The sequence below is a fragment of the Amycolatopsis sp. NPDC054798 genome (assembly GCF_053611505.1).
Window position 1 is genome coordinate 124,920 of sequence record NZ_JBSHAM010000007.1, and the last position, 23,928, is coordinate 148,847.

The window sequence follows — 23,928 nt, forward strand, 5'->3', positions numbered from 1 at the left end:
CGCGGCGAGATGGCTAAGCCTCCGCGAACACGGCGAAAACCTGCCGTACCCGGTCGCCCTGATCGAGCGTCACGTGCTGCGCCGTCGCCGAGCTGAACCCGGCGTCGGTGGCCAGCGCGGCGGCTTCGTCGAGGGTGCCCGGGACGCGCAGGTCTCGCGGGATCACGTCGGCGAACTTGCCGGTCGGCTTGAAGCGCTCCGACGACACCATGCTGAACGCCAGTTTGCCGCCCGGGCGCAGCACTCGCCGCCAGTCGGCCAGTGCGGACGGGCCGAGGAAGTGCAGCGCGGACGCGCAGACGACCGCGTCGGCCTCGCCGTCGCCGATCGGCAGCGGTACCGCGGATCCGACGTGCCACGAGATCCGGCCGTCCGGGTCGCGGTCGGCGGACTTGGCCCGGGCGATCTCGATCATCGCGGGGGAGAGGTCGATCGCGAACACGGCGGCGGGGTCCAGCCGCAAGGCCGCGAAGGCTGCCGCGCCGGTGCCGGCGGCGACGTCGACCAGGAGATTCGGCTTCGGGGCCAGGCCACCGATCAGCTGCTCGGCCACGTACGGATGGAAGGTGTCTTCGTCGTATCCCGCCGCGTCGGCGTCGAAAAGTGTGCTCACCAGGTCACCGTAGTGCGCCTGACCAGTGATTATCCGGGCAACCGGCGACGGCCGGCGAACCCGAGGTCGGCCCGGTGGTACCAGGACAGTTCGCGGTCTCCCTCGAGCCAGCACAACAGCACGTCGTCGCCGTCGAGCGAGGCCGGGAAGTCCACGAGCAGCGGGGCGAACCCCTTCAGCTCGGCCCCGGTCGCCTGGATCGCGGTCATCAGGTCGTCCAGCCTCGCCTGCGCGGCCTTCCATTCCGGCAGGCCGCCGAGGCTGGTGTCCCGTCCGCCCGGGCGCAGGGACGCGGCGAGCTCCGCGGCATCGGCGCGGACCCGGATCAGCTCGGCGAGCACGGGAAGCAACCGGGCGAGTTCGGCGCGGGCCTCGGCTACGGTGAACAATCCCATCTGCAAATAGTCTCACCGGGCCCGAGCCGTTCTGCCGCTACCTGCGCCGACGCGCCATCGTCGCCGCCACGCCCGCGCCGACCAGCAGAAATCCGGTGCCGAGCAGTGCGCCGGACATCAGCCAGCCGGCGAATCCGGCGGCCAGTTCGTCGCTCGGCAGCAGGCGCATCAGGTCGATTCCTGTCCTCGGCGACACCAGCGTGATCGCGCCGGGCAGCACGCCCCAGACCACCCCGCCGACGACCGGGCCGGCCGACGACCACGCGCCGAGCACGGCGACTCCGGCCAGCAACAGCGCGCCGATCACCATCAGCGTGGTGCCGAGGCTGTCGCCGTGTTCGGCGAAGGTCGTGGACACCTGGGTCTGCTGGCGGTAGCCGCCGTAAGCCAGCACGCCGAGCGCGATCGGGGTGAGCAAGAGACCGGACAGCCCGCTCAGCAGGCGCGCCACGGCGCGGCTGCCCGGCGGGGCTGTCATCGCCGGTTGGGCGGGGTAGGGCGCGGGGTACGACATGGTGGTGACCTCCCAGGCTGTGGTTACGCGATGGGATGATCGCCGGGCCCGTCCGGTTCCCCTCGCCGGTGGCCGGATCCGCCGGATCGTGCCCGGTCTGAGGGACGGGTCAAGGGTGGTAGAGACTTGATTCCGACCACTTCTGGAACTATCCAGCTCTGTTAAGCAGTACGCTTGTACCGCTATCGGAGAGCGAAGAAGCGAACGCGAAGATCCGCGGAAGGAGCACCGCTGCTCATGGCCAAGATCAAGGTCCAGGGCACCGTTGTCGAACTCGACGGCGACGAGATGACCCGCATTATCTGGCAGTTCATCAAGGACAAGCTGATCCACCCGTACCTGGACGTGAACCTGGACTACTACGACCTGGGCATCGAGGAGCGGGACCGCACCGACGACCAGATCACGGTCGACGCCGCCAACGCCATCAAGCAGCACGGCGTCGGCGTCAAGTGCGCCACGATCACGCCCGACGAGGCGCGCGTGGAGGAGTTCGGCCTCAAGAAGATGTGGGTGTCCCCGAACGGGACCATCCGCAACATCCTCGGCGGCGTGATCTTCCGCGAGCCGATCGTCATGCGGAACGTCCCCCGGCTGGTACCCGGCTGGACCAAGCCGATCATCATCGGCCGGCACGCGCACGGCGACCAGTACAAGGCCACCAACTTCAAGGTCCCCGGCCCGGGCACCCTGACGATGACCTACACCCCCGAAGACGGCTCCGAGCCGATGGAGTTCCAGGTCGCGAACTTCCCCGAGGGCGGCGGCGTCGCGATGGGGATGTACAACTACCGCAAGTCGATCGAGGACTTCGCGCGCGCGTCGCTGCAGTACGGCCTCGACCGCGAGTACCCGGTCTACCTGTCGACCAAGAACACGATCCTGAAGGCCTACGACGGCATGTTCAAGGACGTGTTCCAGGAGATCTTCGAGACCGAGTTCAAGTCGGACTTCGACGCCAAGGGCATCACCTACGAGCACCGGCTGATCGACGACATGGTCGCCGCGTCGCTCAAGTGGGAGGGCGGCTACGTCTGGGCGTGCAAGAACTACGACGGCGACGTCCAGTCCGACACCGTCGCGCAGGGCTTCGGTTCGCTCGGCCTGATGACCTCGGTGCTGCGCACGCCGGACGGCAAGACCGTCGAGGCCGAGGCCGCGCACGGCACGGTCACCCGGCACTACCGCCAGCACCAGCAGGGCAAGCCGACCTCCACGAACCCGATCGCCTCGATCTACGCGTGGACCCGCGGCCTCGAGCACCGCGGCAAGCTGGACGGCAACTCCGAGCTGATCGGCTTCGCGAACAAGCTGGAGCAGGTCGTCGTCGACACCGTCGAGGGCGGCAAGATGACGAAGGACCTCGCGCTGCTGGTCGGCAAGGACCAGGAATGGCAGACGACCGAGGACTTCCTCGCGACGCTGGACGAGAACCTGGCCAAGAAGATCGCGCAGGGCTGATCTTTCTTTAGCCGTTAGAGAGAAGGGCACCTCGGAGGAGTCTTCCGAGGTGCCCTTCTCTTTTTTGTCACTCTTCGTGTTGTGTCGATGACAGGATTGGCACCTCCGGGTGGAATGGGAGCGAGGGCCTGTCCGGGTGCGGCCGGACTGCCTACTCTGGACGAGGGGTTTTTCGCGACTGAGGAGCGGCCGTGATTCTGGGTTTGCCCAAGAAGACACTGATTATTATCGGAGTCATCGCGGCGGTCGTGGTCATCTACGCGTTCGGCCAGAAAGGCCAGGCCGACGCGCAGGGATCCCCGACCGGCTGCAAGGTCTCGGTGACCGCCGACGTGCTCAACGCGCGGGAAACCGCTGCGGGGAACGGGAAAGTCATCGGGAAGTACTTGCGCGGCGCGGAATTCGACGCACAACCCGTGGTGCAGAACGGGTTCCGGAAGGTCGCCGACGGCAAGTGGGTCGCGGACAGTTTCGTGACGCCGGTTTCCGGGGCCAAGTGCTGAGTCCGGTTCGTGCTGACGGCTGGCTGAGGCGTTGAGCGCCCGGCGGGTATCCGCTGGTCCTCGCGGAGTGGCTTGCCGCGCTTAGGTTCGCGTGGTTGCTGGGTTCGTTGCGTCGCATGGTTCGCCTGGGACTGAACGGTCACGGAATCTGGTTCGCGGGCGCGTCCGAGTGGGAGCACCTCTCGTTCGTGGTTCGTCTCATGTGGTGGGACGGTTTCGGTGTGTCCAACCGGGAGTACGGCCGGTCGGTTGAATCGATGCACCCGTACGGCCTGGAACGTGTGCGATTGCCGGACTCCTTTGTGGTACTTGCTCTTTCTGTTTGCGTCGGAGCGAAAGCGTTCGGCGGGTTGTCCGGCGATTGATCGCGATTGTTTTCCGCGGCGGACAATTATGCGTGATTCAGCATGAGTCCTTCTTCGGCGGCAAGCACTTCCCCGGCGAACTCGGCGCGGGCTTCGGCGACCGAAACCGCCCGGTCGGAACCCGGCCAGAAATGCGTGAGCAGCAACGTCCGGACATTCGCCTCGGTGGCGAGCCGGCCTGCTTCCGTGGCGGTCATCAGGTAGCGAGGATCGTCCGGTGGCGCGCCCTGGAGGGTGGCTTCGCAGATGAGGATGTCGGCGTCGCGGGCCAAGTCCGCCAGTTGCGGAGCGGGACCGGTGTCGCCCGTGTAGGCGAGGGTGTAGCCGGGTGTGGTGAGCCGGACTCCGTAATTCGGTACGTGGTGCGGCAGGAGAGCTGTAGTGAGGCGGAACGGGCCTAGGTCGGTCTCCGGGCCGAGGTCGTGCAGGTCGAAGATCTCGCCGGGAGCCGGATTGGGCTCCATCGCGGCGAGCCGGCGCACGCAGCCGGGCGTGCAGTGCAGCGGGAGCGCGCGGTCGGTCGTGTAGTGGCGGGCCCTGCCGAGCGCGCTGACGTCCGCGAGGTGGTCGGGATGCTCGTGCGTCACGACGATCGCGTCGAGCCGATCGGCGGGCACGTGCCGGAAGAGCTGCGGCGCGGCTCCGTAGCCGAGGTCGAGTGCGACGTGGAAATCCTCGTGGGACAGCAGGAATCCGGCGCAGGCGCGGCCGGGCTCCGGCCAGGCTCCGCAGCTGCCGAGCACAGTCAGTCGGGGCATGGCGGTCATTCTGAACCTCGCCAGAGCCGCCGTGCGCGGAAATTTGTCGGACCCGGCGGGTAGCGTGCGCGGGGTGCTGATCGTCTCCACTGTCAACGTCAATGGCCTCCGGGCTGCCGTCAAGAAGGGCTTCGTCGAGTGGCTGGCCGCCACTGAGGCGGATGTCGTCGCGTGCCAGGAAGTGCGGGCCGAGGCCGCGCAACTGCCCGCGTCCGTCGTCGCGCCGGAGGGGTGGTTCGCCGCGCACGCGCCCTCGTCCGCGAAGGGGCGCAACGGGGTTTCGCTGTACAGCCGCGTCGAGCCGGACGAGGTGCGGACCGGGTTCGGCGAACCGGAGTTCGAGGACAGCGGGCGGTACCTGGAAATGCACCTGCCCGGCGTGGTGGTGGCGAGCCTGTACCTGCCGAGCGGCGACGTCGGCACCGAGCGGCAGGACGAGAAGGAACGTTTCATGGCCGCGTTCCTGCCGTACCTGGTCGAACTGCGCGCGAAGGCGGCCGCGGAGGGGCGGGAGGTCGTCGTGGTGGGCGACTGGAACATCGCCTACGACACGGTCGACCTCAAGAACTGGCGTGGCAACCAGAAGAACTCCGGGTTCCTGCCCGAGGAACGCGAATGGCTGGGTCGCGTCTACGAGGCGGGCTACGTCGACGTCCAGCGCCGTCTCGACCCCGAGGGCCCCGGCCCGTACACGTGGTGGTCCTACCGGGGCAAGGCGTTCGACAACGACTCGGGCTGGCGCATCGACTGCCAGCTGGCGACCCCCGGCCTCGCGGAGAAGGTGAAGTCGGTGGTGGTCGAACGGGCGGAGTCCTACGACCAGCGCTGGTCGGACCACGCGCCGGTCACCGCCAAGTACGACGTGCCGTTCGCGGGCTGAGCCCGGTTTCCCGCTGATGACTAGTTGGTGAATAACCTGCGGAGAGTAGTTCGGGTTTGTTCTGAAGGATGAGTCTGTCCGGTTTCGCCGGAGTTAGCGCCACTGTGCGTGGTCCCGCGGCCAGTGCACGGCGCTGACCACCGACGACACCGAGACGGCAGGGGTGCCCACGGTTACTCCCCGAGTGGGCGCTAGCCTCGGCACCCGAGTTGATCAGATCCGACAGGTCTTGACACGCTCGGTAGTTTTCTGACCAGTAGCACGTCGAGAACTCATCCTTACGGGTGAGACGCTCACTCAGAACAGTCACTTCGCGGGAGGCACTCCGGTGCGCAACCCAGGCCGGTTCGTGACACGGTCCACGCTGGCTTTTGGCCGTCCAGCGCTTCACTCGTCTGGCACCCCATCGGGGGTACCTGGCGACGAGGCGGCTGAGCGGACTCCGGTTCGCGGCGCGGCGCGAGACGGTCGCGGTGTTCTCGCGGCCGACAGCAGCCGTTTCGCCGCAGCTTCCGGTCGTGCCCTGGCGATTGCGGGCGGGCGGATCCTGGCGGTGCTGGCGACGATCCTGGTCGCGGCCGCCGGGACAGGCGCGACGGCGTTCGCGGACGACAGCGTCGTCCGGGCGGAGACGACCTCCACCGGGTTCGGGATGCTCGGACCGGTCGGGCTGGTCGCGGTGGGCTTCGGCGTCATCGGGATGGCGCTGGGCGTCGTGCGGCAACGGCGCAAGGCGCGCGCGAAGGCGATCGAGGCGGTGGCTGCCGCCGGGGCCCTCGACGAGGAGCCTGCCCGGCCGCTGGAACCGGCTCCGGCCGCGCTGAACCTGCGCCAGTCCTAGTCAGCTCGCCGGTCATCCGGCAGCCCGAGGACCGTCAGGCGGCGAACTCTCCACCTGATCTTCCCGCCGCCTAGTCGGCGTTGAATCGCCAGCAGACCCGGCGATCCTGAACTCTCCAGCCGCGCTCAGTTCGCGGCGGGGCCTAGCCGTAAATTCTCCACATCACCAAGAAAACGCCTCGTCAGAAGCCCCTCCCCGGAGAAAAATCCTCAGGCGGAGGTCGCCGAGTCGACCCGGTTGCCCATCCGTGCCGCAAACCGCCGGGCCCGCGGCGACGCCTCCTCCGCAGCCTGAAAGAATCTCGGCGTGTCCGACGAACAGAACGGGCGCCTGCGGGTGCTTTCCGGGATCCAGCCCACTGCCGACTCCTTCCACCTCGGCAACTACCTCGGCGCCCTGCGCCAGTGGGTGCGGCTGCAGGACACTCACGAGACCTTCTACTGCGTCGTCGACCTGCACGCGATCACCGTCGAGCAGGACCCCAAGGTGCTGCTGGAGCGCACGCGGCGTTCGGCCGCGCAGCTGCTCGCCATCGGGGTCGACCCGGCGCGCAGCGCGCTGTTCGTGCAGAGCCATGTGCCCGAGCACGCTCAGCTGAGCTGGGTGCTCGAATGCCAGACCGGCTTCGGCGAGGCCGGGCGGATGACCCAGTTCAAGGACAAGGCCGCCAAACAGGGCAGCGACCACGCGAGCGTCGGCCTGTTCACCTATCCGGTGCTGATGGCCGCGGACATCCTGCTCTACCAAACGAACGCGGTGCCGGTCGGCGAGGATCAGCGGCAGCATCTCGAGCTGACCCGCAACCTCGCGCAGCGGTTCAACAGCCGGTTCGGCAAGACGTTCGTCATGCCGGAGCCGTTCATCGTCAAGGACACCGCGAAGATCTACGACCTGCAGGAGCCGACGGCGAAGATGAGCAAGTCGGCGGCGACCGCCAACGGGCTCATCGAACTGCTCGAGGACCCGAAGCGCTCGGCGAAGAAGATCCGTTCCGCGGTCACCGACACCGGCCGCGAGATCCGGTTCGACCGCGAGGAAAAGGCAGGCGTTTCCAACCTGCTCTCGATCTACTCCGCGCTGACCGACCGCACCGTCGCCGACCTCGAAACCGCTTACGAGGGCAAGGGTTACGGCGATCTCAAGAAGGATCTCGCCGAGGTCCTCGTCAACTGGGTCACGCCTCTTCAGGAGAGCGTCCAGTCCTATTTGGACGATGTCGCCGAGCTAGACCGGATCCTCGCCGCGGGTGCGCACCGGGCGCGCGAGGTCGCGTCGGCCACGCTCGCCTCGGTCTACGAGCGGATCGGTTTCCTGCCCGCGAGCTGATCGCGACCGGTAACCGCGCGGCCACGCTCGCGTTGCGGCGCCCGGTCGCGGTGGTTAGCGTTTTCCGGTGGCGAAAGAGACCGGTGACAAGGAAAAGCTGCTGCCCCGGCTGCGGCGGAAGTACCCGTGGCTGGATCACCTGATCCGCGCCAACGACTCCTTCAACGAAAACTACGGCAACCACTACGCCGCGGCGATCACCTACTTCAGCGTGCTGTCGGTGTTCCCGATCTTCATGGTGGCGTTCGCGATCGTCGGCATGGTGCTCGGGCACAACACTGCGGTGATCGACCAGATCACGCACGGGATCGACAGTTCGGTGCCGGAGGGGCTGCGCGGCCTGGTCAAGCAGATCACCGACGCGGCGCTGAAGTCCGGCAGCGGCATCGGGATCTTCGGGCTGCTGCTGGCGGCCTACTCCGGTATCGGCTGGATGGCCAACCTCCGCGACGCCCTCACCGCGCAGTGGGGCCAGGAGAAGAAGACGGAACCGTTCGTCGGCAAGACGATCAAGGACCTGCTGTCGCTGCTCGGGCTCGGACTGGCGCTGGTCGTGTCGTTCGCGATCACCGCGGCGGGCAGCGGACTCGGCGAACTGCTGCTGGAACTGGTCGGGCTGGAGGGCCAGTCGTGGGCGAAGTTCCTGCTGCACCTCGCGACGATCGTGCTCAGCCTGATCGCCAACTCGCTGGTGTTCTTGTGGGTGATCGCCCGGCTGCCGCGGGAGCACGTCGCGCTGCGGAGCGCGGTCAAGGGCGCGCTCATCGCCGCGGTCGGGTTCGTGATCTTGCAGCAGGTCGCGACGGTTTACCTGGCGAGCGTCACGAAATCCCCGTCGGCGGCGATCTTCGGGCCGGTGATCGGGTTGCTGGTGTTCGCGAACCTGGTGTCGCGATTCCTGCTGCTGGTGACGGCGTGGACGGCGACCGCGACGGAGAACCAGCGGCGCGTGGTGCAGCCGCCCGCTCCGGTGGTGCTGGAGCCTCGGGTGACGGTGCAGCACGGGCTGGGGCTCGGCTCGGTGGCGGGCGCGTTCAGCGCTGGCGCGTTGCTGGCCTGGCTCGGCAAACGCAAGAACTGACTAAAGCCGTGAAGGGCCCCTTGAGGGAATCAGATTCCCTCAAGGGGCCCTTCACGGACCTAGAACCGGTCGCTACGCGCGGGCGTTGCGCTTCCGCTGATAGCTGATGACGAATCCGGCCACGATGATCACCAGCACCACCACAGTCAGCACCCAGCCGGTCGTGCCGAACGGGTCCGGCTTCTCCGCCGCCGCGGTCGTCGCGCCCGCGGGGGTGACCTGCTTGTCCGAGAGCGGGGCGGAGTCGGCGGTCAGCGGCTGGTAGGCGATCTGCCCGACCGGCTGCGCGCCGCTCCTCTCCAGCGCGAAGCCGTAGTCGAGCAGTTTCGCCGCCTGGTCGACCACCTTCGTCGGACGCTGCTCGGCCCGCATCAGCACGATCGCGAGGCGACGGCCATCGCGTGCCGCGCCGCCGACGTACGTGTGCCGCGCGTCGTCCGTGAAGCCCGTTTTGCCGCCGAGGAAGCCGGGATACACGCCGAGCAGTTTGTTGTCGTTGAACACCGGGATCGGCGGCTTCCCGTCGATCGACGGGATCGTGTACGTCTTCGTCGCGACCGCCTTGGCGAACTCCGGCTGCTTCATCGCGTAGTGGAAGACCATGCTCAGGTCGTACGCCGAGGTCGACATGCCCGGCCCGTCGAGGCCGGACGGGGTCGCCGCGCGGGTGTCGGTCGCGCCGATGCGGGCGGCGAGCGCGTTCATCTTGGCGACCGCCGCGTCGACGCCGCCCAGCGCGGTCGCGAAGGCGTGCGCCACGTCGTTGCCCGAGTGCATCAGCAGGCCGTGCAGCAGCTGGTCCACCGTGTAGTGCCCGCCCGCGGTGATGCCGACGCAGGTGCATTCCTGCTCGGCGTCCTCCTTCGTCGGGACGATGACCTGGTCCGGCTTCAGCTCGGTGACCACCACCAGCGCCAGCAGCGTTTTGATCAGCGACGCCGGCCGCTCCCGCGCGTGCGGGTCCTTCGCCGCGACGACCGCGCCGGTGTCGAGATCCTGCAGGACCCACGACGCCGAGGTGTCGCCCTCGGGCAGCGCGGGCGCGCCCGCCGGGAGGATCGGGCCGCAGCCGCCGAGGCGGTCGCCGCCGACCGGCTGGGCGGGCACCGGAAGCGGCGGCGGGACGGCCTGGCCCGGCTTCGGCTTCTCCGAGGTGTCCACGGGAGCCGGCGGCACGGCGTGCTCGGTGCATTGCTCCGCCCGCGCCGGTGCGGCGAGGGCGACGGGCGTGGCGAGGGCTACGAGGGCTGCGGCGAGTGTCGCGGCGAATGCTCGCAGCGACCGGGCGAAAGCGGGGTGCACCCACGCAATCTAGCGCCGATGGTCCGGCGGCATACTCGAGACATGCGCATTTCACGAGGTACAGCGATGGCCTTGTTCGCTTTCGGCATCTGGTCCTGGATCATTTGGATCACGTTCGCCAAGAATCTGTGGGCCAGCAACCAGTCGTGGGCGGCCGACGGTTCACCCACTGGGTACTTCATCGTGCACGCGGTGCTGACGGTGGTTTCGTTCGTGCTCGGCACCGCGATCGGGGTGCTCGGCTGGCGTGGCATCCGGGCGACATCGAAGGAGCGCGCGAACACCTGATGTGGTGACCGTCCTTTGGTCGGTGGCGGGGCGCGTCCGGGCTGGCTTAGTTTCGGGCGTCCGACCATGGAGGCTAAATGTCCCGTTTACGTCGATTGCTCGTCCCCGTCGCGGTGGCCGGGGTCGCCGCTGGTGCGGTGGCCGTGCCCGCGTCCGCCGCGCCCGCGCCGTCGTGTGACACCACCAGTACGCCCTACAGCTACGTCGTGCTGTACCAGCCGGGCGAGAAACAGCGTTCGGTCGACGCGGAGCTGACCGCCAAATGCGGCAAGCGGATCGCCTACTACCCGGAGATCGGCGTCGCGGTCGCCAGCTCGCGCAACGCGGACTTCGCCGACCGGATCGGGGTGAAACGGGCCTATTCAGGGGGCAAGGACGTCGCCGCGAAGGCCGCCGCCCGCGCCGGACTTCGCTCGGCGGTCGGGATGCTGGAGCGGACGGAGAGCGTCGCCGCCGGTGACGATTTGTCGACTCTGCAGTGGGACATGCGGGCGATCCACGCGCCGGAGGCGAACAAGATCAACCCCGGTTCCCGGTCGGTCACCGTCGGCGTGCTGGATTCCGGCATCGACGCCAAACACCCCGCGCTCGCGCACGCAGTGGACGCGCAGGCGTCGACCGGCTGCGTCACCGGCGCGCCAGATGCTTCAGCGTGGACGCCGACGACTTCCGACCACGGCACGCACGTCGCCGGCACCATCGCGGGCAAGGACGTCAAGCGCGGCTTCACCGGCATCGCGCCAGGCGTGCGGCTGGCGTCGGTGAAGGTGGTGAGCGACGAGGGCTACATCTTCCCGGAAGCGGCTGTCTGTGGCTTTGTCTGGGCCGCGCAGCACGGCTTCCAGGTGACGAACAACAGCTACTACATCGACCCCGGCATGTTCTACTGCCGCAACGAAGCGGGTGACGCCGCCGCGTACGAGGCCGTACGGCGCGCCGTGACTTACTCGACGCAGCGCGGGACTCTGAACGTCGCTGCGGCGGGCAACTCAGGCTTCGACGTCACGAAGCAGACTGTCGACCCGAACCGTCCACACAAGATTGACTCTTCGTGCGGCATCCTGCCGAAGGCGATCGACGGGGTGGTCACGGTGTCCGCGGTTGGTTACGCCGGGACGAAGGCTTACTACTCCAACTACGGCTCTGTCACCGTCACCGCGCCGGGCGGCGATTCGAGGCAGGCTCCGCCTTCCGGACAGGGTGCCGGATGCCCGCTGTCGACGATTTTCAACGGCGCGTACGGGACGAAGTGCGGCACTTCAATGGCTTCGCCGCACGCGGCCGGGGTCGCGGCATTGCTGGCTTCTACGCATCGCAACGCACCGCCGCGGGCGTTGGCGGCTTTGCTTACCGCGGAGGCGGATCCGGTGGCTTGTGATGTGTCGGCTTGCGAGGGGCCGAAGCAGAACAATTCGTATTACGGGCGCGGCTTGGTGAACGCGCTGGACGCGGTTCACTGACGCAGGTTCTACGTCCGTGAAGGGCTCCTTGAGGGAATCAGATTCCCTCAAGGAGCCCTTCACGGACCTCAACGCTCGGCGGGCGTCACGGCGGCTCGCCTAGGGAGACTGGTGGGCGAGGGCGAGTAAGCGCGGCGGAATAAGCGGCGTTGAGTTCGTCTAGAACGGCCTTCGGCTCAGAGCGAAGCCTGGACGGCAGCGTTTGGACGACTGCGACCCCCAACGAGGCGTAGCGCGTGTTCCGGCGCAACGTCCGTGCGTAGTCGGTTGAGCGGAAGTGGAAATCCAGAGAATCGATTTCCCAGGCCAGTCCCACGTCGTCCCACCAGAAGTCCGGTCGGCCCGCGTAGCTTCCGGCAAGGTCGTACAGTACTTGATTCTGGTGGGTCGGCGGGTGCGGAAGAACCTTTGCCAGTTTCTGGGCTTCAGCTTCGGCAACAGATCCGGTGTGCGCCCATTCGGCGAGGAGCCGGCGAGGAAGTGCTGTGCCGCGTTTGGTTCCGCGGTCCAGTTCTTCCGCGAGTGCCTGCGGGGTGCATCCGCCTCGTTGAATTGCTTCGATCATGGTGTGCCCGATGATGTTGGCGGACCGAGCCCGACGGACGAAGTCCGTCGTGGCCCTGACTAGAGGGGCAAGCGGGACGCCTGCACGCAGCCAAGGCCGGGGCAGCCGTTTCGTGCGTTCGACGGTGACGAAGTCGGAGCTGATCCTCTTGAGATGGTGAGGGATAAGTACGTGGATCTTTTGCTCGCTCGCGGCAGGAACGGCCAGCCGCAGCCCATAACGGCGGCATGCTTCTTCGCCAGTGACGATCGCTGCGGTGCCGGCGTAAAGCAGGGCGGCGTGCACGAGCTGGTCCGGTGTCGGATCGTTGTTGTGCAGGAGGATGATCCCGGGCAACAGCCGTCGCCACGGGCCCCCTGGCAGGCATTTTCGATAGATGACCTTGCTGTGCATGTCCAGTGATTCCAGCGTCATCGCTCGGATCACCTGATGGGTGCTGTACTGGGCGAGCGCATCGGGTCCGTTCGCCCAGCGGCCTTGTCTCTGCATCTCACGAATGCTGCCGTGCCCGGCGGTGTCGGAAGGCCGCCCGAGGCTGATCTGGGGACAACCCGATGACTTGTGGATAAGCCGCCAAAGCCGTGAAGGGCTCCTTGAGGGAATTAGATTCCCTCAAGGAGCCCTTCACGGACCGCTAAAAGATCAGACGCGCTTGAAGAGGAGGGCGCGTTTGACTTCCTGGATGGCTTTGGTCACCTGGATGCCGCGCGGGCAGGCGTCGGTGCAGTTGAACGTCGTGCGGCAGCGCCACACGCCTTCGCCGTCGTTCAGGATGTCCAGCCGCTCCTCGGCGCCCTCGTCGCGGGAGTCGAAGATGAAGCGGTGGGCGTTGACGATCGCCGCCGGGCCGAAGTACGAGCCGTCGTTCCAGTACACCGGGCAGGACGACGTGCAGCAGGCGCACAGGATGCACTTGGTGGTGTCGTCGAACCGGTTGCGGTCGGCCTGGGACTGGATCCGCTCGCGGGTCGGCTCGTTGCCGTAGGTGATCAGGTACGGCTTGATCGCCCGGTACGCCTCGAAGAACGGGTCCATGTCGACGTAGAGGTCCTTCAACGTCGTCAGGCCCTTGATCGGGGCGATGGTGATCTCGGTCTTCTTGCCGTTCTTCTCGAGCAGGTCCTTCAGCAGCACCTTGCAGGCCAGCCGGTTGATCCCGTTGATCTGCATCGCGTCCGAACCGCACACGCCGTGCGCGCACGAGCGGCGGAAGGCGAACGTGCCGTCGAGGTAGTCCTTGACGTAGAACAGCAGGTTCAGCACGCGGTCGGTCGGCTGCGCCGGGACGTCGTAGGTCTCCCAGTGCGGCTCTTGGTCGACCTCCGGGTTGAACCGCAGGATCTTCAGCGTGACCTGGATCGGCGTGTGCTCGTCGGACGCCTTGGAGGAGGTCGCCTCTGGGGTGGCCGTCGTCATCAGTACTTCCGCTCCATCGGTTCGTAGCGGGTGAAGGTGACCGGCTTGTAGTCGAGCCGGATGTCGGACGACAGCCCCTCGCCCTGCTTGTAGGCCATGGTGTGCCGCATGAAGTTCGTGTCGTCGCGGTTCGGGTAGTCCTCGCGGGCGTGGCCGCCGCGGGACTCCTTGCGCGCGATCGCGCCGACGACCAGTACCTCGGCCAGCTCCAGCAGGAAGCCGAGTTCGACGGCCTCGAGCAGGTCGGTGTTGTACCGCTTGCCCTTGTCCGCCACGGTGATCCGCTGGTAGCGCTCCTTGAGCGCCTGGATGTCGGTCAGCGCCTGCTTCAGCGTGTCCTCGGTGCGGTACACCGAAGCGTGCGAGTCCATCGTCTGCTGCATTTCCTTGCGGATGTCGGCGACGCGCTCGTCGCCGTGCTCCGACAGCAGCAGCTTCAGCTGGTCCTCGACCAGTGCGGTCGGGTTCTCCGGCAGCTCGACGTGCTCGTGCGCCAGCGCGTACTCCGCGGCGGCGATGCCCGCGCGGCGGCCGAACACGTTGATGTCCAGCAGCGAGTTCGTGCCCAGCCGGTTCGAACCGTGCACCGACACGCAGGCGACCTCGCCCGCGGCGTACAGGCCGGGGATGACGTGCTCGTTGTCGCGCAGCGCCTCGCCGTGGACGTTCGTCGGGATGCCGCCCATGACGTAGTGGCACGTCGGGAACACCGGAACCGGCTCCTTGACCGGGTCGACGCCGAGGTAGGTGCGGGAGAACTCGGTGATGTCCGGCAGCTTGGTCTCGAGGACCTCGACCGGAAGGTGGGTCACGTCGAGGACGACGTAGTCCTTGTTCGGCCCGCAGCCGCGGCCCTGCAGCACCTCCTGGACCATCGACCGGGCGACGATGTCGCGCGGCGCGAGGTCCTTGATGGTGGGGGCGTAGCGCTCCATGAACCGCTCGCCGTCGGCGTTGCGGAGGATGCCGCCCTCGCCGCGCACCGCCTCGGAGATCAGGATGCCGAGGCCGGCGAGGCCGGTCGGGTGGAACTGGAAGAACTCCATGTCCTCCAGCGGAAGGCCCTTGCGGAAGATGATGCCGAGGCCGTCGCCGGTGAGGGTGTGCGCGTTCGAGGTGGTCTTGAAGATCTTGCCCGCGCCGCCGGTGGCGAACACGATCGACTTCGCCTGGAACACGTGCAGTTCGCCGGTGGCCAGCTCGTAGGCGACCACGCCAGAGGCGACCGGGTTGCCGTCCGCGTCCTCGGACAACACCAGGTCGAGCACGTAGAACTCGTTGAAGAACTCGGTGCCGTGCTTGACGCAGTTTTGGTACAGCGTCTGGAGAATCATGTGCCCGGTGCGGTCCGCGGCGTAGCAGGCGCGGCGCACCGCGGCCTTGCCGTGGTCGCGGGTGTGCCCGCCGAACCGGCGCTGGTCGATCTTGCCCTCGGGCGTCCGGTTGAACGGAAGGCCCATCTTCTCCAGGTCGAGGACGGCGTCGATGGCCTCCTTGGCCATGATCTCCGCGGCGTCCTGGTCGACCAGGTAGTCACCGCCCTTGACGGTGTCGAAGGTGTGCCACTCCCAGTTGTCCTCTTCGACGTTGGCCAGCGCGGCGCACATGCCGCCCTGTGCCGCGCCGGTGTGGGACCGGGTCGGGTACAGCTTGGTGAGAACCGCGGTGCGGGCGCGCTGGCCGGACTCGATGGCCGCGCGCATGCCGGCGCCGCCAGCGCCGACGATCACCACGTCGTACTTGTGGAACTGCATAGGGAAAGACTCCGCTGGCTAGTGGTGGGTGCGCCTTCAGGAGGCGGGCATCTCGGGATCGAACGTGAAGATCACCATCGTGCCGACGGCCAGGATGAGCACCATCGAGACGTACAGCACGATCTTCAGCCAGAACCGGGTGGAGTCCTTGCGCGCGTAGTCGTCGATGATCGTGCGCAGGCCGTTGCCGCCGTGGATCTCGGCGAGCCACAGCATCGCCAGGTCCCAGAACTGCCAGAACGGCGAGGCCCAGCGCCCGGCGACGAAGCCCCAGTTGATGCGGTGCACGCCGCCGTCGAGGATGTTCATGATGAACAGGTGGCCCAGCACCAGGATGATCAGCGCGAGCCCGGAAATGCGCATGAACAGCCAGCTGTAGAGCTCGAAGTTGCTGCGCCGGGCGGACGGACGCCGCGGCGAGCGCGGCTTGTCGAGGATCAGAGCGTCGGCCATGGGATCAGGCACCCCCGAAAAGCGTCTCGACGGTGCGCTTCAGCATGAAGAACGCACCCGGAACCATCACGACCACCCACACGACGCCGATGACCCAGAGCATCGTCTTCTGGTACTTCGGGCCCTTGGCCCAGAAGTCGACCAGCAGGACGCGCAGCCCGTTGAGTGCGTGGAACAGCACCGCGCCGACAAGGCCGACCTCGAGCAGGTTCACGATCGGCGTCTTGTACGTCTCGATGACCTGGTCGTAAGTGTTCGGCGACACGCGCACGAGCGCGGTGTCGAGCACGTGCACGAACAGGAAGAAAAAGGTCAGCACGCCGGTGATGCGGTGAAGCACCCAGGACCACATGCCGGGGTCGCCCCGGTAGAAAGTTCCCTGCCGGCGTGAGGCACCCGCCCGATCGCTAGCTCCTGCCCCGCTTTCGGTGGCAGTGCTCGCCGTGGTGGACATCGGTGAACGGCCTCCAACGTCATGACTGTCGTGCCCGGGTGACCGGTGAGGTCCGCACCCGCGGCCGGGGTCGGTCCACTGGGGACAACTCCGGCGACGGTGCCGAGATCAGGGGCCATCGAGCGTGGATGCATGGATGCTAGACCCGACCCATACGCCCGGCTCATCTCCGGGTTCCTCTCTGTGATGGACCAGACACCGGTGACCACGGCAGACCACTCGGACGTGTGGTCTGGAGCACGTCTGAGCTGGGCGTGAAGGACCCCTTCCGGGAATCAGATTCCCTCAAGGAGTCCTTCACGGACATTTCCCGGGGGAAAGCGGGGCCACGGTGAGTGAGCGCGGCGGGCGGGGCGGCGGCTGTTGATCACGGTCGGCGCCGGAATGATCGCGGATCGAGCCTCCGAGTAAACGTTTGTGTTACGTAGCGTGCCGTTCCTATGGCGGTTACCCGGCGGTTGGGTACGGTCTGGCGGTTGAGCCCGGCGACCGTGACCGGGCCGTTCTCGGATCGTCCGCTGGATCAGCGGGGAGGGAGACACACGTTGCGTCGCATGCGTGGAACCGCGCTGGCCGCCGCGACCATGGCTGGGGTGCTTGCACTGGCCGGGTGCGCGAAGGACACCGGGGGAAGCAACAACAACGCGTCCGGTTCGGACGGCAATTCGGGCTCGAACTGCATCACCGCCCCGAAGCCGCCCGCCGCTCCGGCCGCCGCCACGAGCAGCAGCGCCGCCTCGGGCAAGGTCGACGGCAGCAAGCTCAAGGTCGGCCTTGCCTTCGACGTCGGCGGCCGCGGCGACGCTTCCTTCAACGACGCGGCGGCCGCGGGCACCGACCGGGCGAAGTCCGACCTCGGCGTCCCGACGGTCAACGAGAGCACCGCGAGCGCGAGCGAGAGCGAAGCGGCCAAGCAGCAGCGGCTCGAGCAGATGGCGCAGCAGGGCCTGAACCCGATCGTCGCGGTCGGATTCGCCTACGCGCAGTCGGTGAAGGCCGTCGCCACCAAGTACCCGAACACCAAGTTCGCGATCGTCGACGACGACTCGATCAGCCTGCCGAACGTCACGCCGCTGGTCTTCGCCGAGGAGCAGGGCTCGTTCCTGGCCGGCGTCGCCGCCGCGTACAAGAGCAAGAAGTGCCACGTCGGCTTCGTCGGCGGCGTGAACACTCCGCTGATCCAGAAGTTCGAGGCGGGCTTCCTGCAGGGCGCGAAGGCCGTTTCGAGCAAGATCAAGGTCGAGGACGAGTACCTGACGCCGGCCGGCGACTTCTCCGGCTTCCAGGACCCGCCGAAGGGCAACGCGAAGGCCGCGGCCGAGATCTCTCGCGGCGCGGACGTCGTCTACCACGCCGCCGGCGCCTCCGGTAAGGGCGTGTTCGACGCGGCGAAGCAGGGCAACGCGCTGGCCATCGGCGTCGACTCCGACCAGTACAACCAGAAGACTGTCGCCGCCGACAAGGACATCATCATCACCTCGATGATCAAGCGCGTCGACGTCGCGGTCTTCGAGTACCTGCAGGCCGTCGCGAAGGGCGACCTGAGCACGGTGCCGAAGCGCTTCGACCTCAAGTCCGACGGCGTCGGCTACTCCACCTCCGGTGGCAAGGTCGACGACATCAAGGACGTGCTCGACGGGTACAAGGCCCAGATCGTTTCCGGCGCCATCACGGTTTCGGACAAGCCGGCCAAGTAACGCTCACGACGCGGCAGGGCTCGGAAGGATCTTCCTTCCGGGCCCTCACGCGTTTCGACAGAACGGGATGTCCCCTCCGATGACCGAGATCGAGGCCGAAGCCGTCCCCGACCGGGGCGTGCCTGCCGTCCAGCTGACCGGGATCACCAAGCGGTTCCCCGGCGTGGTCGCGAACTCCGACGTCAACCTCACTGTCGCGGCCGGCGAGGTGCACGCGCTGTGCGGCGAGAACGGCGCGGGCAAGTCGACCCTGATGAAGATCCTGTACGGGATGCAGCAGCCCGACGAGGGCAGCATCGCGATCAACGGCTCCGAGGTGCGGCTGCGCAATCCGCAGGACGCCATCCGCGCCGGGATCGGCATGGTGCACCAGCACTTCATGCTCGCCGACAACCTGACCGTCGCGGAAAACGTGTTCCTCGGCGCGGAGGCGCTGCACGGCATCGGCCGCGCGGCGCGGGCGCGGCTGCAGGAGCTGTCGAAGCGGACCGGGCTGCACGCGAAGCCGGACGCGCTGCTGGAGGAACTCGGCGTCGCCGACCGCCAGCGCGTCGAGATCGTGAAAGTCCTTTACCGCGGCGCGAAAATCATCATTCTCGACGAGCCGACCGCCGTGCTGGTGCCGCAGGAAGTGGACGCGCTGTTCGCCACCGTCCGCGAGATGCAGGCCGACGGCTACACGTTCCTTTTCATCTCGCACAAGCTCGACGAGGTGCGCGCGATCGCGGACACGGTCACCGTGATCCGGCGCGGCACCACGGTCGGCACGGCTGATCCGAAGAAGATCACCAGCCGCGAGCTGGCCGAGATGATGGTCGGTTCGGAGCTGCCGAGCCCGGAGACGCGCGAGTCGACGGTAACCGACCGCGAGGTCCTTCAGGTGCGCGAACTGCGGCTGTCCGCCGAGGGTTCCGAGCGCAACGTGCTGGACCACATCACCTTCACCGTGCACGCGGGCGAGGTGCTCGGCATCGCGGGCGTCGAGGGCAACGGCCAGACCGAACTGGTCGAGACGATCATGGGGATGCGCAAGGCGAGCGGCGGGCACATCGAGCTGACTCCGCCGGACGGCGAGACGCGCGACCTGGTCAAAATGGGCACGCTGGCCCGGCGCGAGGCGGGCATCGGCTACATCGCCGAGGACCGCACCCGGCACAGCCTGCTGCTGACCCAGCCGTTGTGGGTCAACCGGATTCTCGGCTACCAGACGCGCGAACCGGTGTCCGGCGGGCAGCTGCTCAACATCGCGGGCGCGCGGGAGGACACCGAGCGGATCGTGCGCGAGTACGACGTCCGCACGCCCGGCATCGACGTTCCGGCCGCCGCGCTGTCCGGCGGCAATCAGCAGAAGCTGATCGTCGGCCGCGAGCTGTCCGGGAACCCGGTGCTGCTGATCGCTTCGCACCCGACGCGCGGGGTCGACGTCGGCGCGCAGGCGTTGATCTGGGAACAGATCCGTCAGGCGCGCGCGGACGGCCTCGCCGTGCTGCTGATTTCCGCGGACCTCGACGAGCTGATCGGGTTGTCCGACACCATTCGCGTGATGCTGCGCGGTCGGCTCGTGAGCGAGGCGAACCCCGCGACCGTCACCCCGCAGGAACTCGGTTCCGCCATGACCGGCGCCGAAGAAGGTGAAGACTCATGAGTTCGTGGCGCACGCGGCTTCTGCCGCCGCTGCTCGCGATCGCGTTCGCGGTGATCCTCTCCGCGATCGCGCTCGTCATCTCCGGAGCCGACCCGTTGCAGGCGTACGGGACGATGATCGGCCAGCTGTTCAAGGGTTCCACCGCGGTCGACACGGTGAACCTCGCGACGGTGTACTACCTGTCCGGCTTGGCGGTGGCGATCGGGTTCCAGATGAACCTGTTCAACATCGGCGTCGAGGGCCAGTACCGGTTCGCCGCGGTGGTCGCCGCGATCATCGGCGGCGCACTGCAGCTGCCGCCGGTCCTCCACACCATCGTGATCCTGCTGGTGGCCATCGTTTCCGGCGCGCTGTACGCGACGATCCCGGCAGTGCTCAAGGTGACCCGCGGCGTCAGCGAGGTCATCTCGACGATCATGCTGAACTCGATCGTCGCCGGCGTCATCGCGTTCCTCATCAACGCCGACCAGTTCGGCGTGCAGACCGGCAACAACATCGGGACCAGGGTGATCGCGCCGTCCGGCCGGATCCCGGGCATCCCGCTCGGCTCGGGCACGCTCTTCGGGTTCGTGTTCATCGCCATCGTGATCGGCGGCGCGTACTGGTTCATGTTGAACCGCACCAGGTTCGGCTTCGAACTGAAGGCGAGCGGCGAGTCCTCGACGGCCGCCGCGGCCGGTGGCGTGAGCGCGAAGAAGATGACGCTCATCGCGATGCTGCTGTCCGGTGCGGTGGCCGGTCTGGTCGCCATGCCGGAACTGCTCGGCCGTGACTACAGCTACGGCATCACCGCGACCCAGATGTACGGCTTCACCGGCATCGCGGTCGCGCTGCTTGGCCGCAACCATCCCGGCGGCATCGCGTTCGGCGCGCTGCTGTGGGCGTTCCTGGACACCTCCGCGGTGTCGCTGGAGCAGATCAACGTTTCCAAGGAAATCGCGACGATCATGCAGGGCATCATCGTGCTCTCGGTCGTCGTGGCGTACGAGATCGTGCGCCGGGCCGACCTCGCCGCGGAACAGCGCAGGGTGGGCAGGGCGCTCGCCGGCAACGGCCGCAAGGGCGCCTCGGTCGCGGAAGGCGGTGCGGTGTGACCACCACGACGGAGTTCTCCCGGCCCGAGCCGGAGTCCGGGACGTCGATGCCGGTCAAGCGCAAGCGGCAGCGGATCCCCGGCTGGCTGCGCGGCGTGATCTGGGCCGTGGTCGCGATCGCGGTCATGTCCACCGCGTCGTACGCCACCGGCGTTTCGGCGCTGACGTCGAGCAACACCGCGTCGACCGCGCTGCGGCTGGCGCTGCCGATCCTGTTGTGTGCGCTGGGCGGCCTGTGGGCCGAGCGCGTTGGCGTGATCAACATCGGCCTCGAAGGCATGATGATCCTCGGCACCTGGGGCGCGGCCTGGGGTGCGTATTACGGCGGCGCGTGGGTCGGCCTGCTGGCGGCGATCGCGTTCGGCGCGCTGGGCGGGTTGCTGCACGCGGTGGCGACGGTGACGTTCAACGTCAACCACATCGTCTCCGGTGTCGCGATCAACCTGCTCGGGCTCGGTGTCGCGAAGTATCTGGCGAACCTGATTTTCGAGCCGCTGTCGGGAAACCCTCGCCAGTCGCCGCCGGTGCCGAAGTTCGACACCTATTCGGCGGCCGGATTGTCGGACTGGCTTGGCTCGCTGGAAAACCAGCAGCGCGTCGGGCTTTCTGACGTCGCGGGCATCCTGCGCGGGCTGGTGACCGGGGTCGCGCCGCTGACCATGCTCGCGATCGTGCTGATCCCGGTGAGCTACTGGGTGCTCTGGCGCACCCGGTTCGGGCTGCGGCTGCGTTCGTGCGGCGAGAACCCGGTCGCGGCGGAGTCGCTCGGCGTGAACGTTTACCGCTACAAGTACGTCGGCGTGCTGATTTCCGGTGGTTTCGCCGGGATGGGCGGTGCCTCGCTGGTGCTGCTCAAGGGCGGTGCGGACTACCTGGAGAACCAGACCAACGGCCGCGGGTACATCGGTCTGGCCGCGATGATTTTCGGCAACTGGCGGCCGGGCGGGCTGCTCGGCGGCGCCGCGCTGTTCGGGTACTCCGACGGTCTGCAGCTCGCCGGTGGCGGCGACGCGGTGCTGGCGTTGCTGTACGGCGCGGTGATTCTGCTGGCGATCATCGTGATCGTGCAGCTGATCCGGAAGCGCTGGATCGCGGCTGCGCTCGGCGTCGTCGGCGCTGGCATCCTGTACGCGATCTACTGGACCAACGACACTCTGCCGAGCGACTTGATCCCGTACACCGCGCACTTCGTGACGCTGATCGTGCTAGCCGTTGCGTCGCAACGACTTCGGCCGCCTAAGGCGGACGGTGCGCAGTACCGGCGAGGTGAGGGCGACTGATGTCCGAAGTGGACTGGGAAGCTTTGCGCGCGGCCGCGGTGTCGGCTGCTTCGCACGCTTACGCGCCTTATTCGGGATTGCACGTCGGCGTCGCGGCCATTGTGGACGATGGCCGTCAGGTGACCGGTTGCAACGTCGAAAACGCTTCGTACGGCTTGGGTTTGTGCGCTGAGTGCACAATGGCCGGACAATTGCGACTGTCCGGCGGTGGTCGTTTGGTTGCGGTGGCTTGCCGCAGCGGCGCGGGTGAGCTGTTGATGCCTTGTGGACGGTGTCGGCAGATTCTGTTTGAACTCGGCGGTTCTTCTTGTCTGGTCGACACTCCGCGTGGGGTGCTGCCGATGTCGGAGGTGCTGCCGGACGCGTTCGGGCCGGAGGATCTGCCGTGACTTTCACTGCGGTAGACGTCATCCGGACCAAGCGGGACGGCGGGCGGCTGAGCGACGAACAGATCGACTGGGTCGTCGACGCCTACACCCACGGCGCGGTCGCGGAAGAGCAGATGGCCGCGCTCGCGATGGCGATTTTCTTGCGTGGCATGGACGACGGCGAGATCGCGCGCTGGACCGGCGCGATGATCGACTCGGGCTCGCGGCTGTCGCTGGACGTCGCGCGCCCGACCGTCGACAAGCATTCGACCGGCGGGGTCGGCGACAAGATCACCTTGCCGCTGGCTCCGCTGGTCGCCGCGTGCGGGGCCGCGGTGCCGCAGCTGTCCGGACGCGGGCTCGGCCACACCGGCGGGACGCTGGACAAACTGGAGGCGATCCCGGGGTGGCGCGCGGCTTTGTCTTTGGACGAGATCGCGGCGCAGCTCAACTCGGTCGGCGCGGTGGTCTGCGCGGCGACCGAGGGATTGGCTCCGGCGGACAAGAAGCTGTACGCGCTGCGGGATGTCACGTCGACGGTCGAGTCGGTGCCGTTGATCGCCAGCTCGATCATGAGCAAGAAGATCGCCGAGGGTGCTTCGGGGCTCGTGCTGGACGTGAAGGCTGGCTCCGGGGCGTTCATGAAGACCGTGCCCGAGGCACGGCTTCTGGCACGGACGCTCGTGGACATCGGCACCGCGCACGGCGTCGCTTGCACGGCGTTGATCACCGACATGAGCACGCCGCTCGGGCGGGCGGTCGGGAACGCGGTGGAGGTGGCGGAGGCGGTTGAGGTTCTCCGCGGCGGCGGCCCCGCGGACGTTGTCGAGCTGACCGTGGCGCTGGCTCGGGAAATGCTGGCGTTGGCAGGTATCTCAGTTGATCCGGCTGAAGTACTGGCGTCCGGCGAGGCGTACGAGGTGTGGGCTCGGATGATCTCTGCCCAGGGCGGGGATCCTTCGGCTGATTTGCCGCGGCCTTCTGCAGTGCACGTCGTCCCGGCACCTGCTTCGGGAGTGCTGACTTCGCTGGACGCCTACGCGGTGGGCGTCGCGGCTTGGCGGCTCGGGGCTGGTCGGGCGCGGAAGGAAGACCCGGTGCAGGCCGCGGCGGGGATCTTGTGCCACGCGAAGCCTGGTGATCAGGTGGTGGCGGGGGAGCCGTTGCTGGAACTGCACACCGACACCCCGGACGCGATCCCGGCGGCCCTGGCCGCGTTGGAAGGCGGGTTCGCGGTGGGCACGGAGGCTCCTGCTGAGCGGGGAATCGTGCTGGAGACAGTCCGGCCCTGAGGATTTGCTCTCCGGGGCAGGTTGTCCACACCCCGTCTCAGTTGTGGACCAGTCGGACTCTGCGCGCTCGGTGCGCCGGTTTCGTCGGGTGGCACCGGTAAACTGGGCATGGGCAGCCCCGTT

Annotated in this window: 24 protein-coding genes; 14 read left to right on the forward strand and 10 right to left on the reverse strand. The window is 67.6% G+C overall.

Features of this window, described 5'->3' with window-relative positions; translation table 11 throughout:
• Positions 1–13 precede the first annotated feature (13 nt).
• Genes ACWGIC_RS06910 through ACWGIC_RS06920 form a run of 3 tightly spaced genes read right to left on the reverse strand, consistent with a single transcriptional unit; the run spans position 14 to position 1,522 of the window.
• The gene (locus ACWGIC_RS06910; RefSeq protein ID WP_452074948.1) at positions 14–613 is read right to left on the reverse strand and encodes a class I SAM-dependent methyltransferase; all 600 of its coding nucleotides are present in this window, start codon (positions 611–613) and stop codon (positions 14–16) included.
• Positions 614–642: 29 nt separating this feature from the next.
• Complete coding sequence (locus ACWGIC_RS06915; RefSeq protein ID WP_452074949.1) at positions 643–1,008, reverse strand: DUF2203 family protein; 366 nt, start codon at positions 1,006–1,008, stop codon at positions 643–645.
• Between the two features lie 37 nt (positions 1,009–1,045).
• Positions 1,046–1,522 (reverse strand): hypothetical protein, encoded by a 477-nt coding sequence (locus ACWGIC_RS06920; protein WP_452074950.1) that lies wholly within the window; start codon positions 1,520–1,522, stop codon positions 1,046–1,048.
• A gap of 237 nt (positions 1,523–1,759) precedes the next feature.
• Between ACWGIC_RS06920 and ACWGIC_RS06925 the strand changes: the two genes are divergently transcribed.
• Positions 1,760–2,983, forward strand: coding sequence for an NADP-dependent isocitrate dehydrogenase (locus ACWGIC_RS06925; protein WP_037816160.1), 1,224 nt, complete (start codon positions 1,760–1,762; stop codon positions 2,981–2,983).
• A 191-nt stretch (positions 2,984–3,174) separates the two neighbouring features.
• Positions 3,175–3,486, forward strand: a complete 312-nt coding sequence (locus ACWGIC_RS06930; RefSeq protein WP_452074951.1) for an SH3 domain-containing protein — start codon at positions 3,175–3,177, stop codon at positions 3,484–3,486.
• A 391-nt stretch (positions 3,487–3,877) separates the two neighbouring features.
• Here ACWGIC_RS06930 and ACWGIC_RS06935 read toward each other — a convergent pair whose 3' ends face one another.
• The gene (locus ACWGIC_RS06935) at positions 3,878–4,609 is read right to left on the reverse strand and encodes an MBL fold metallo-hydrolase (RefSeq protein WP_452074952.1); all 732 of its coding nucleotides are present in this window, start codon (positions 4,607–4,609) and stop codon (positions 3,878–3,880) included.
• A gap of 64 nt (positions 4,610–4,673) precedes the next feature.
• Here ACWGIC_RS06935 and ACWGIC_RS06940 point away from each other — a divergent pair, with 64 nt between their 5' ends.
• The 4 genes from ACWGIC_RS06940 (at position 4,674) to yhjD (ending at position 8,737) form a co-directional block, all read left to right on the forward strand.
• Positions 4,674–5,489 (forward strand): exodeoxyribonuclease III, encoded by an 816-nt coding sequence (locus ACWGIC_RS06940; protein ID WP_452074991.1) that lies wholly within the window; start codon positions 4,674–4,676, stop codon positions 5,487–5,489.
• A 553-nt stretch (positions 5,490–6,042) separates the two neighbouring features.
• On the forward strand, positions 6,043–6,330 hold the full coding sequence (locus ACWGIC_RS06945) for a hypothetical protein (RefSeq protein WP_452074953.1): 288 nt from the start codon (positions 6,043–6,045) through the stop codon (positions 6,328–6,330).
• A gap of 306 nt (positions 6,331–6,636) precedes the next feature.
• Positions 6,637–7,656, forward strand: coding sequence for a tryptophan--tRNA ligase (gene trpS / locus ACWGIC_RS06950; protein ID WP_452074954.1), 1,020 nt, complete (start codon positions 6,637–6,639; stop codon positions 7,654–7,656).
• Between the two features lie 67 nt (positions 7,657–7,723).
• Complete coding sequence (gene yhjD, locus ACWGIC_RS06955) at positions 7,724–8,737, forward strand: inner membrane protein YhjD (RefSeq protein WP_452074955.1); 1,014 nt, start codon at positions 7,724–7,726, stop codon at positions 8,735–8,737.
• Positions 8,738–8,809: 72 nt separating this feature from the next.
• Here the strand turns inward: yhjD and ACWGIC_RS06960 are convergent, their stop codons facing one another.
• Positions 8,810–10,039 carry a D-alanyl-D-alanine carboxypeptidase family protein gene (locus tag ACWGIC_RS06960; RefSeq protein ID WP_452074956.1) on the reverse strand — a complete coding sequence of 410 codons (1,230 nt, stop codon included), beginning with the start codon at positions 10,037–10,039 and terminating at the stop codon, positions 8,810–8,812.
• A gap of 42 nt (positions 10,040–10,081) precedes the next feature.
• Between ACWGIC_RS06960 and ACWGIC_RS06965 the strand changes: the two genes are divergently transcribed.
• Complete coding sequence (locus tag ACWGIC_RS06965; protein WP_093575906.1) at positions 10,082–10,327, forward strand: SCO4848 family membrane protein; 246 nt, start codon at positions 10,082–10,084, stop codon at positions 10,325–10,327.
• Positions 10,328–10,404: 77 nt separating this feature from the next.
• Positions 10,405–11,787, forward strand: coding sequence for a S8 family peptidase (locus ACWGIC_RS06970; RefSeq protein ID WP_452074957.1), 1,383 nt, complete (start codon positions 10,405–10,407; stop codon positions 11,785–11,787).
• A gap of 85 nt (positions 11,788–11,872) precedes the next feature.
• Here the strand turns inward: ACWGIC_RS06970 and ACWGIC_RS06975 are convergent, their stop codons facing one another.
• From ACWGIC_RS06975 to sdhC, 5 genes are all read right to left on the reverse strand, one after another.
• Complete coding sequence (locus ACWGIC_RS06975; RefSeq protein WP_452074958.1) at positions 11,873–12,841, reverse strand: hypothetical protein; 969 nt, start codon at positions 12,839–12,841, stop codon at positions 11,873–11,875.
• 153 nt (positions 12,842–12,994) lie between these two features.
• The gene (locus ACWGIC_RS06980; RefSeq protein WP_452074959.1) at positions 12,995–13,768 is read right to left on the reverse strand and encodes a succinate dehydrogenase iron-sulfur subunit; all 774 of its coding nucleotides are present in this window, start codon (positions 13,766–13,768) and stop codon (positions 12,995–12,997) included.
• On the reverse strand, positions 13,768–15,522 hold the full coding sequence (gene sdhA / locus ACWGIC_RS06985) for a succinate dehydrogenase flavoprotein subunit (protein ID WP_452074960.1): 1,755 nt from the start codon (positions 15,520–15,522) through the stop codon (positions 13,768–13,770). Before sdhA ends, ACWGIC_RS06980 begins: the two co-directional genes overlap by 1 nt.
• 36 nt (positions 15,523–15,558) lie before the next feature.
• Complete coding sequence (locus ACWGIC_RS06990) at positions 15,559–15,975, reverse strand: succinate dehydrogenase hydrophobic membrane anchor subunit (RefSeq protein WP_378300788.1); 417 nt, start codon at positions 15,973–15,975, stop codon at positions 15,559–15,561.
• Positions 15,976–15,979: 4 nt separating this feature from the next.
• Complete coding sequence (gene sdhC, locus ACWGIC_RS06995; protein WP_078870582.1) at positions 15,980–16,429, reverse strand: succinate dehydrogenase, cytochrome b556 subunit; 450 nt, start codon at positions 16,427–16,429, stop codon at positions 15,980–15,982.
• 554 nt (positions 16,430–16,983) lie between these two features.
• On the opposite strand from sdhC, the gene ACWGIC_RS07000 reads away from it, so the two are divergent.
• The 6 genes from ACWGIC_RS07000 (at position 16,984) to ACWGIC_RS07025 (ending at position 23,805) form a co-directional block, all read left to right on the forward strand.
• On the forward strand, positions 16,984–18,126 hold the full coding sequence (locus ACWGIC_RS07000; protein WP_452074961.1) for a BMP family lipoprotein: 1,143 nt from the start codon (positions 16,984–16,986) through the stop codon (positions 18,124–18,126).
• A 79-nt stretch (positions 18,127–18,205) separates the two neighbouring features.
• On the forward strand, positions 18,206–19,771 hold the full coding sequence (locus tag ACWGIC_RS07005; RefSeq protein WP_452074962.1) for an ABC transporter ATP-binding protein: 1,566 nt from the start codon (positions 18,206–18,208) through the stop codon (positions 19,769–19,771).
• The gene (locus ACWGIC_RS07010; RefSeq protein WP_452074963.1) at positions 19,768–20,865 is read left to right on the forward strand and encodes an ABC transporter permease; all 1,098 of its coding nucleotides are present in this window, start codon (positions 19,768–19,770) and stop codon (positions 20,863–20,865) included. The genes ACWGIC_RS07005 and ACWGIC_RS07010 overlap by 4 nt, the downstream gene beginning before the upstream one ends.
• A 47-nt stretch (positions 20,866–20,912) precedes the next feature.
• On the forward strand, positions 20,913–22,145 hold the full coding sequence (locus ACWGIC_RS07015) for an ABC transporter permease (protein ID WP_452074992.1): 1,233 nt from the start codon (positions 20,913–20,915) through the stop codon (positions 22,143–22,145).
• Positions 22,145–22,534 (forward strand): cytidine deaminase, encoded by a 390-nt coding sequence (locus tag ACWGIC_RS07020; protein ID WP_009072565.1) that lies wholly within the window; start codon positions 22,145–22,147, stop codon positions 22,532–22,534. The genes ACWGIC_RS07015 and ACWGIC_RS07020 overlap by 1 nt, the downstream gene beginning before the upstream one ends.
• Positions 22,531–23,805 carry a thymidine phosphorylase gene (locus tag ACWGIC_RS07025; protein ID WP_452074964.1) on the forward strand — a complete coding sequence of 425 codons (1,275 nt, stop codon included), beginning with the start codon at positions 22,531–22,533 and terminating at the stop codon, positions 23,803–23,805. Before ACWGIC_RS07020 ends, ACWGIC_RS07025 begins: the two co-directional genes overlap by 4 nt.
• Positions 23,806–23,928: the final 123 nt, after the last annotated feature.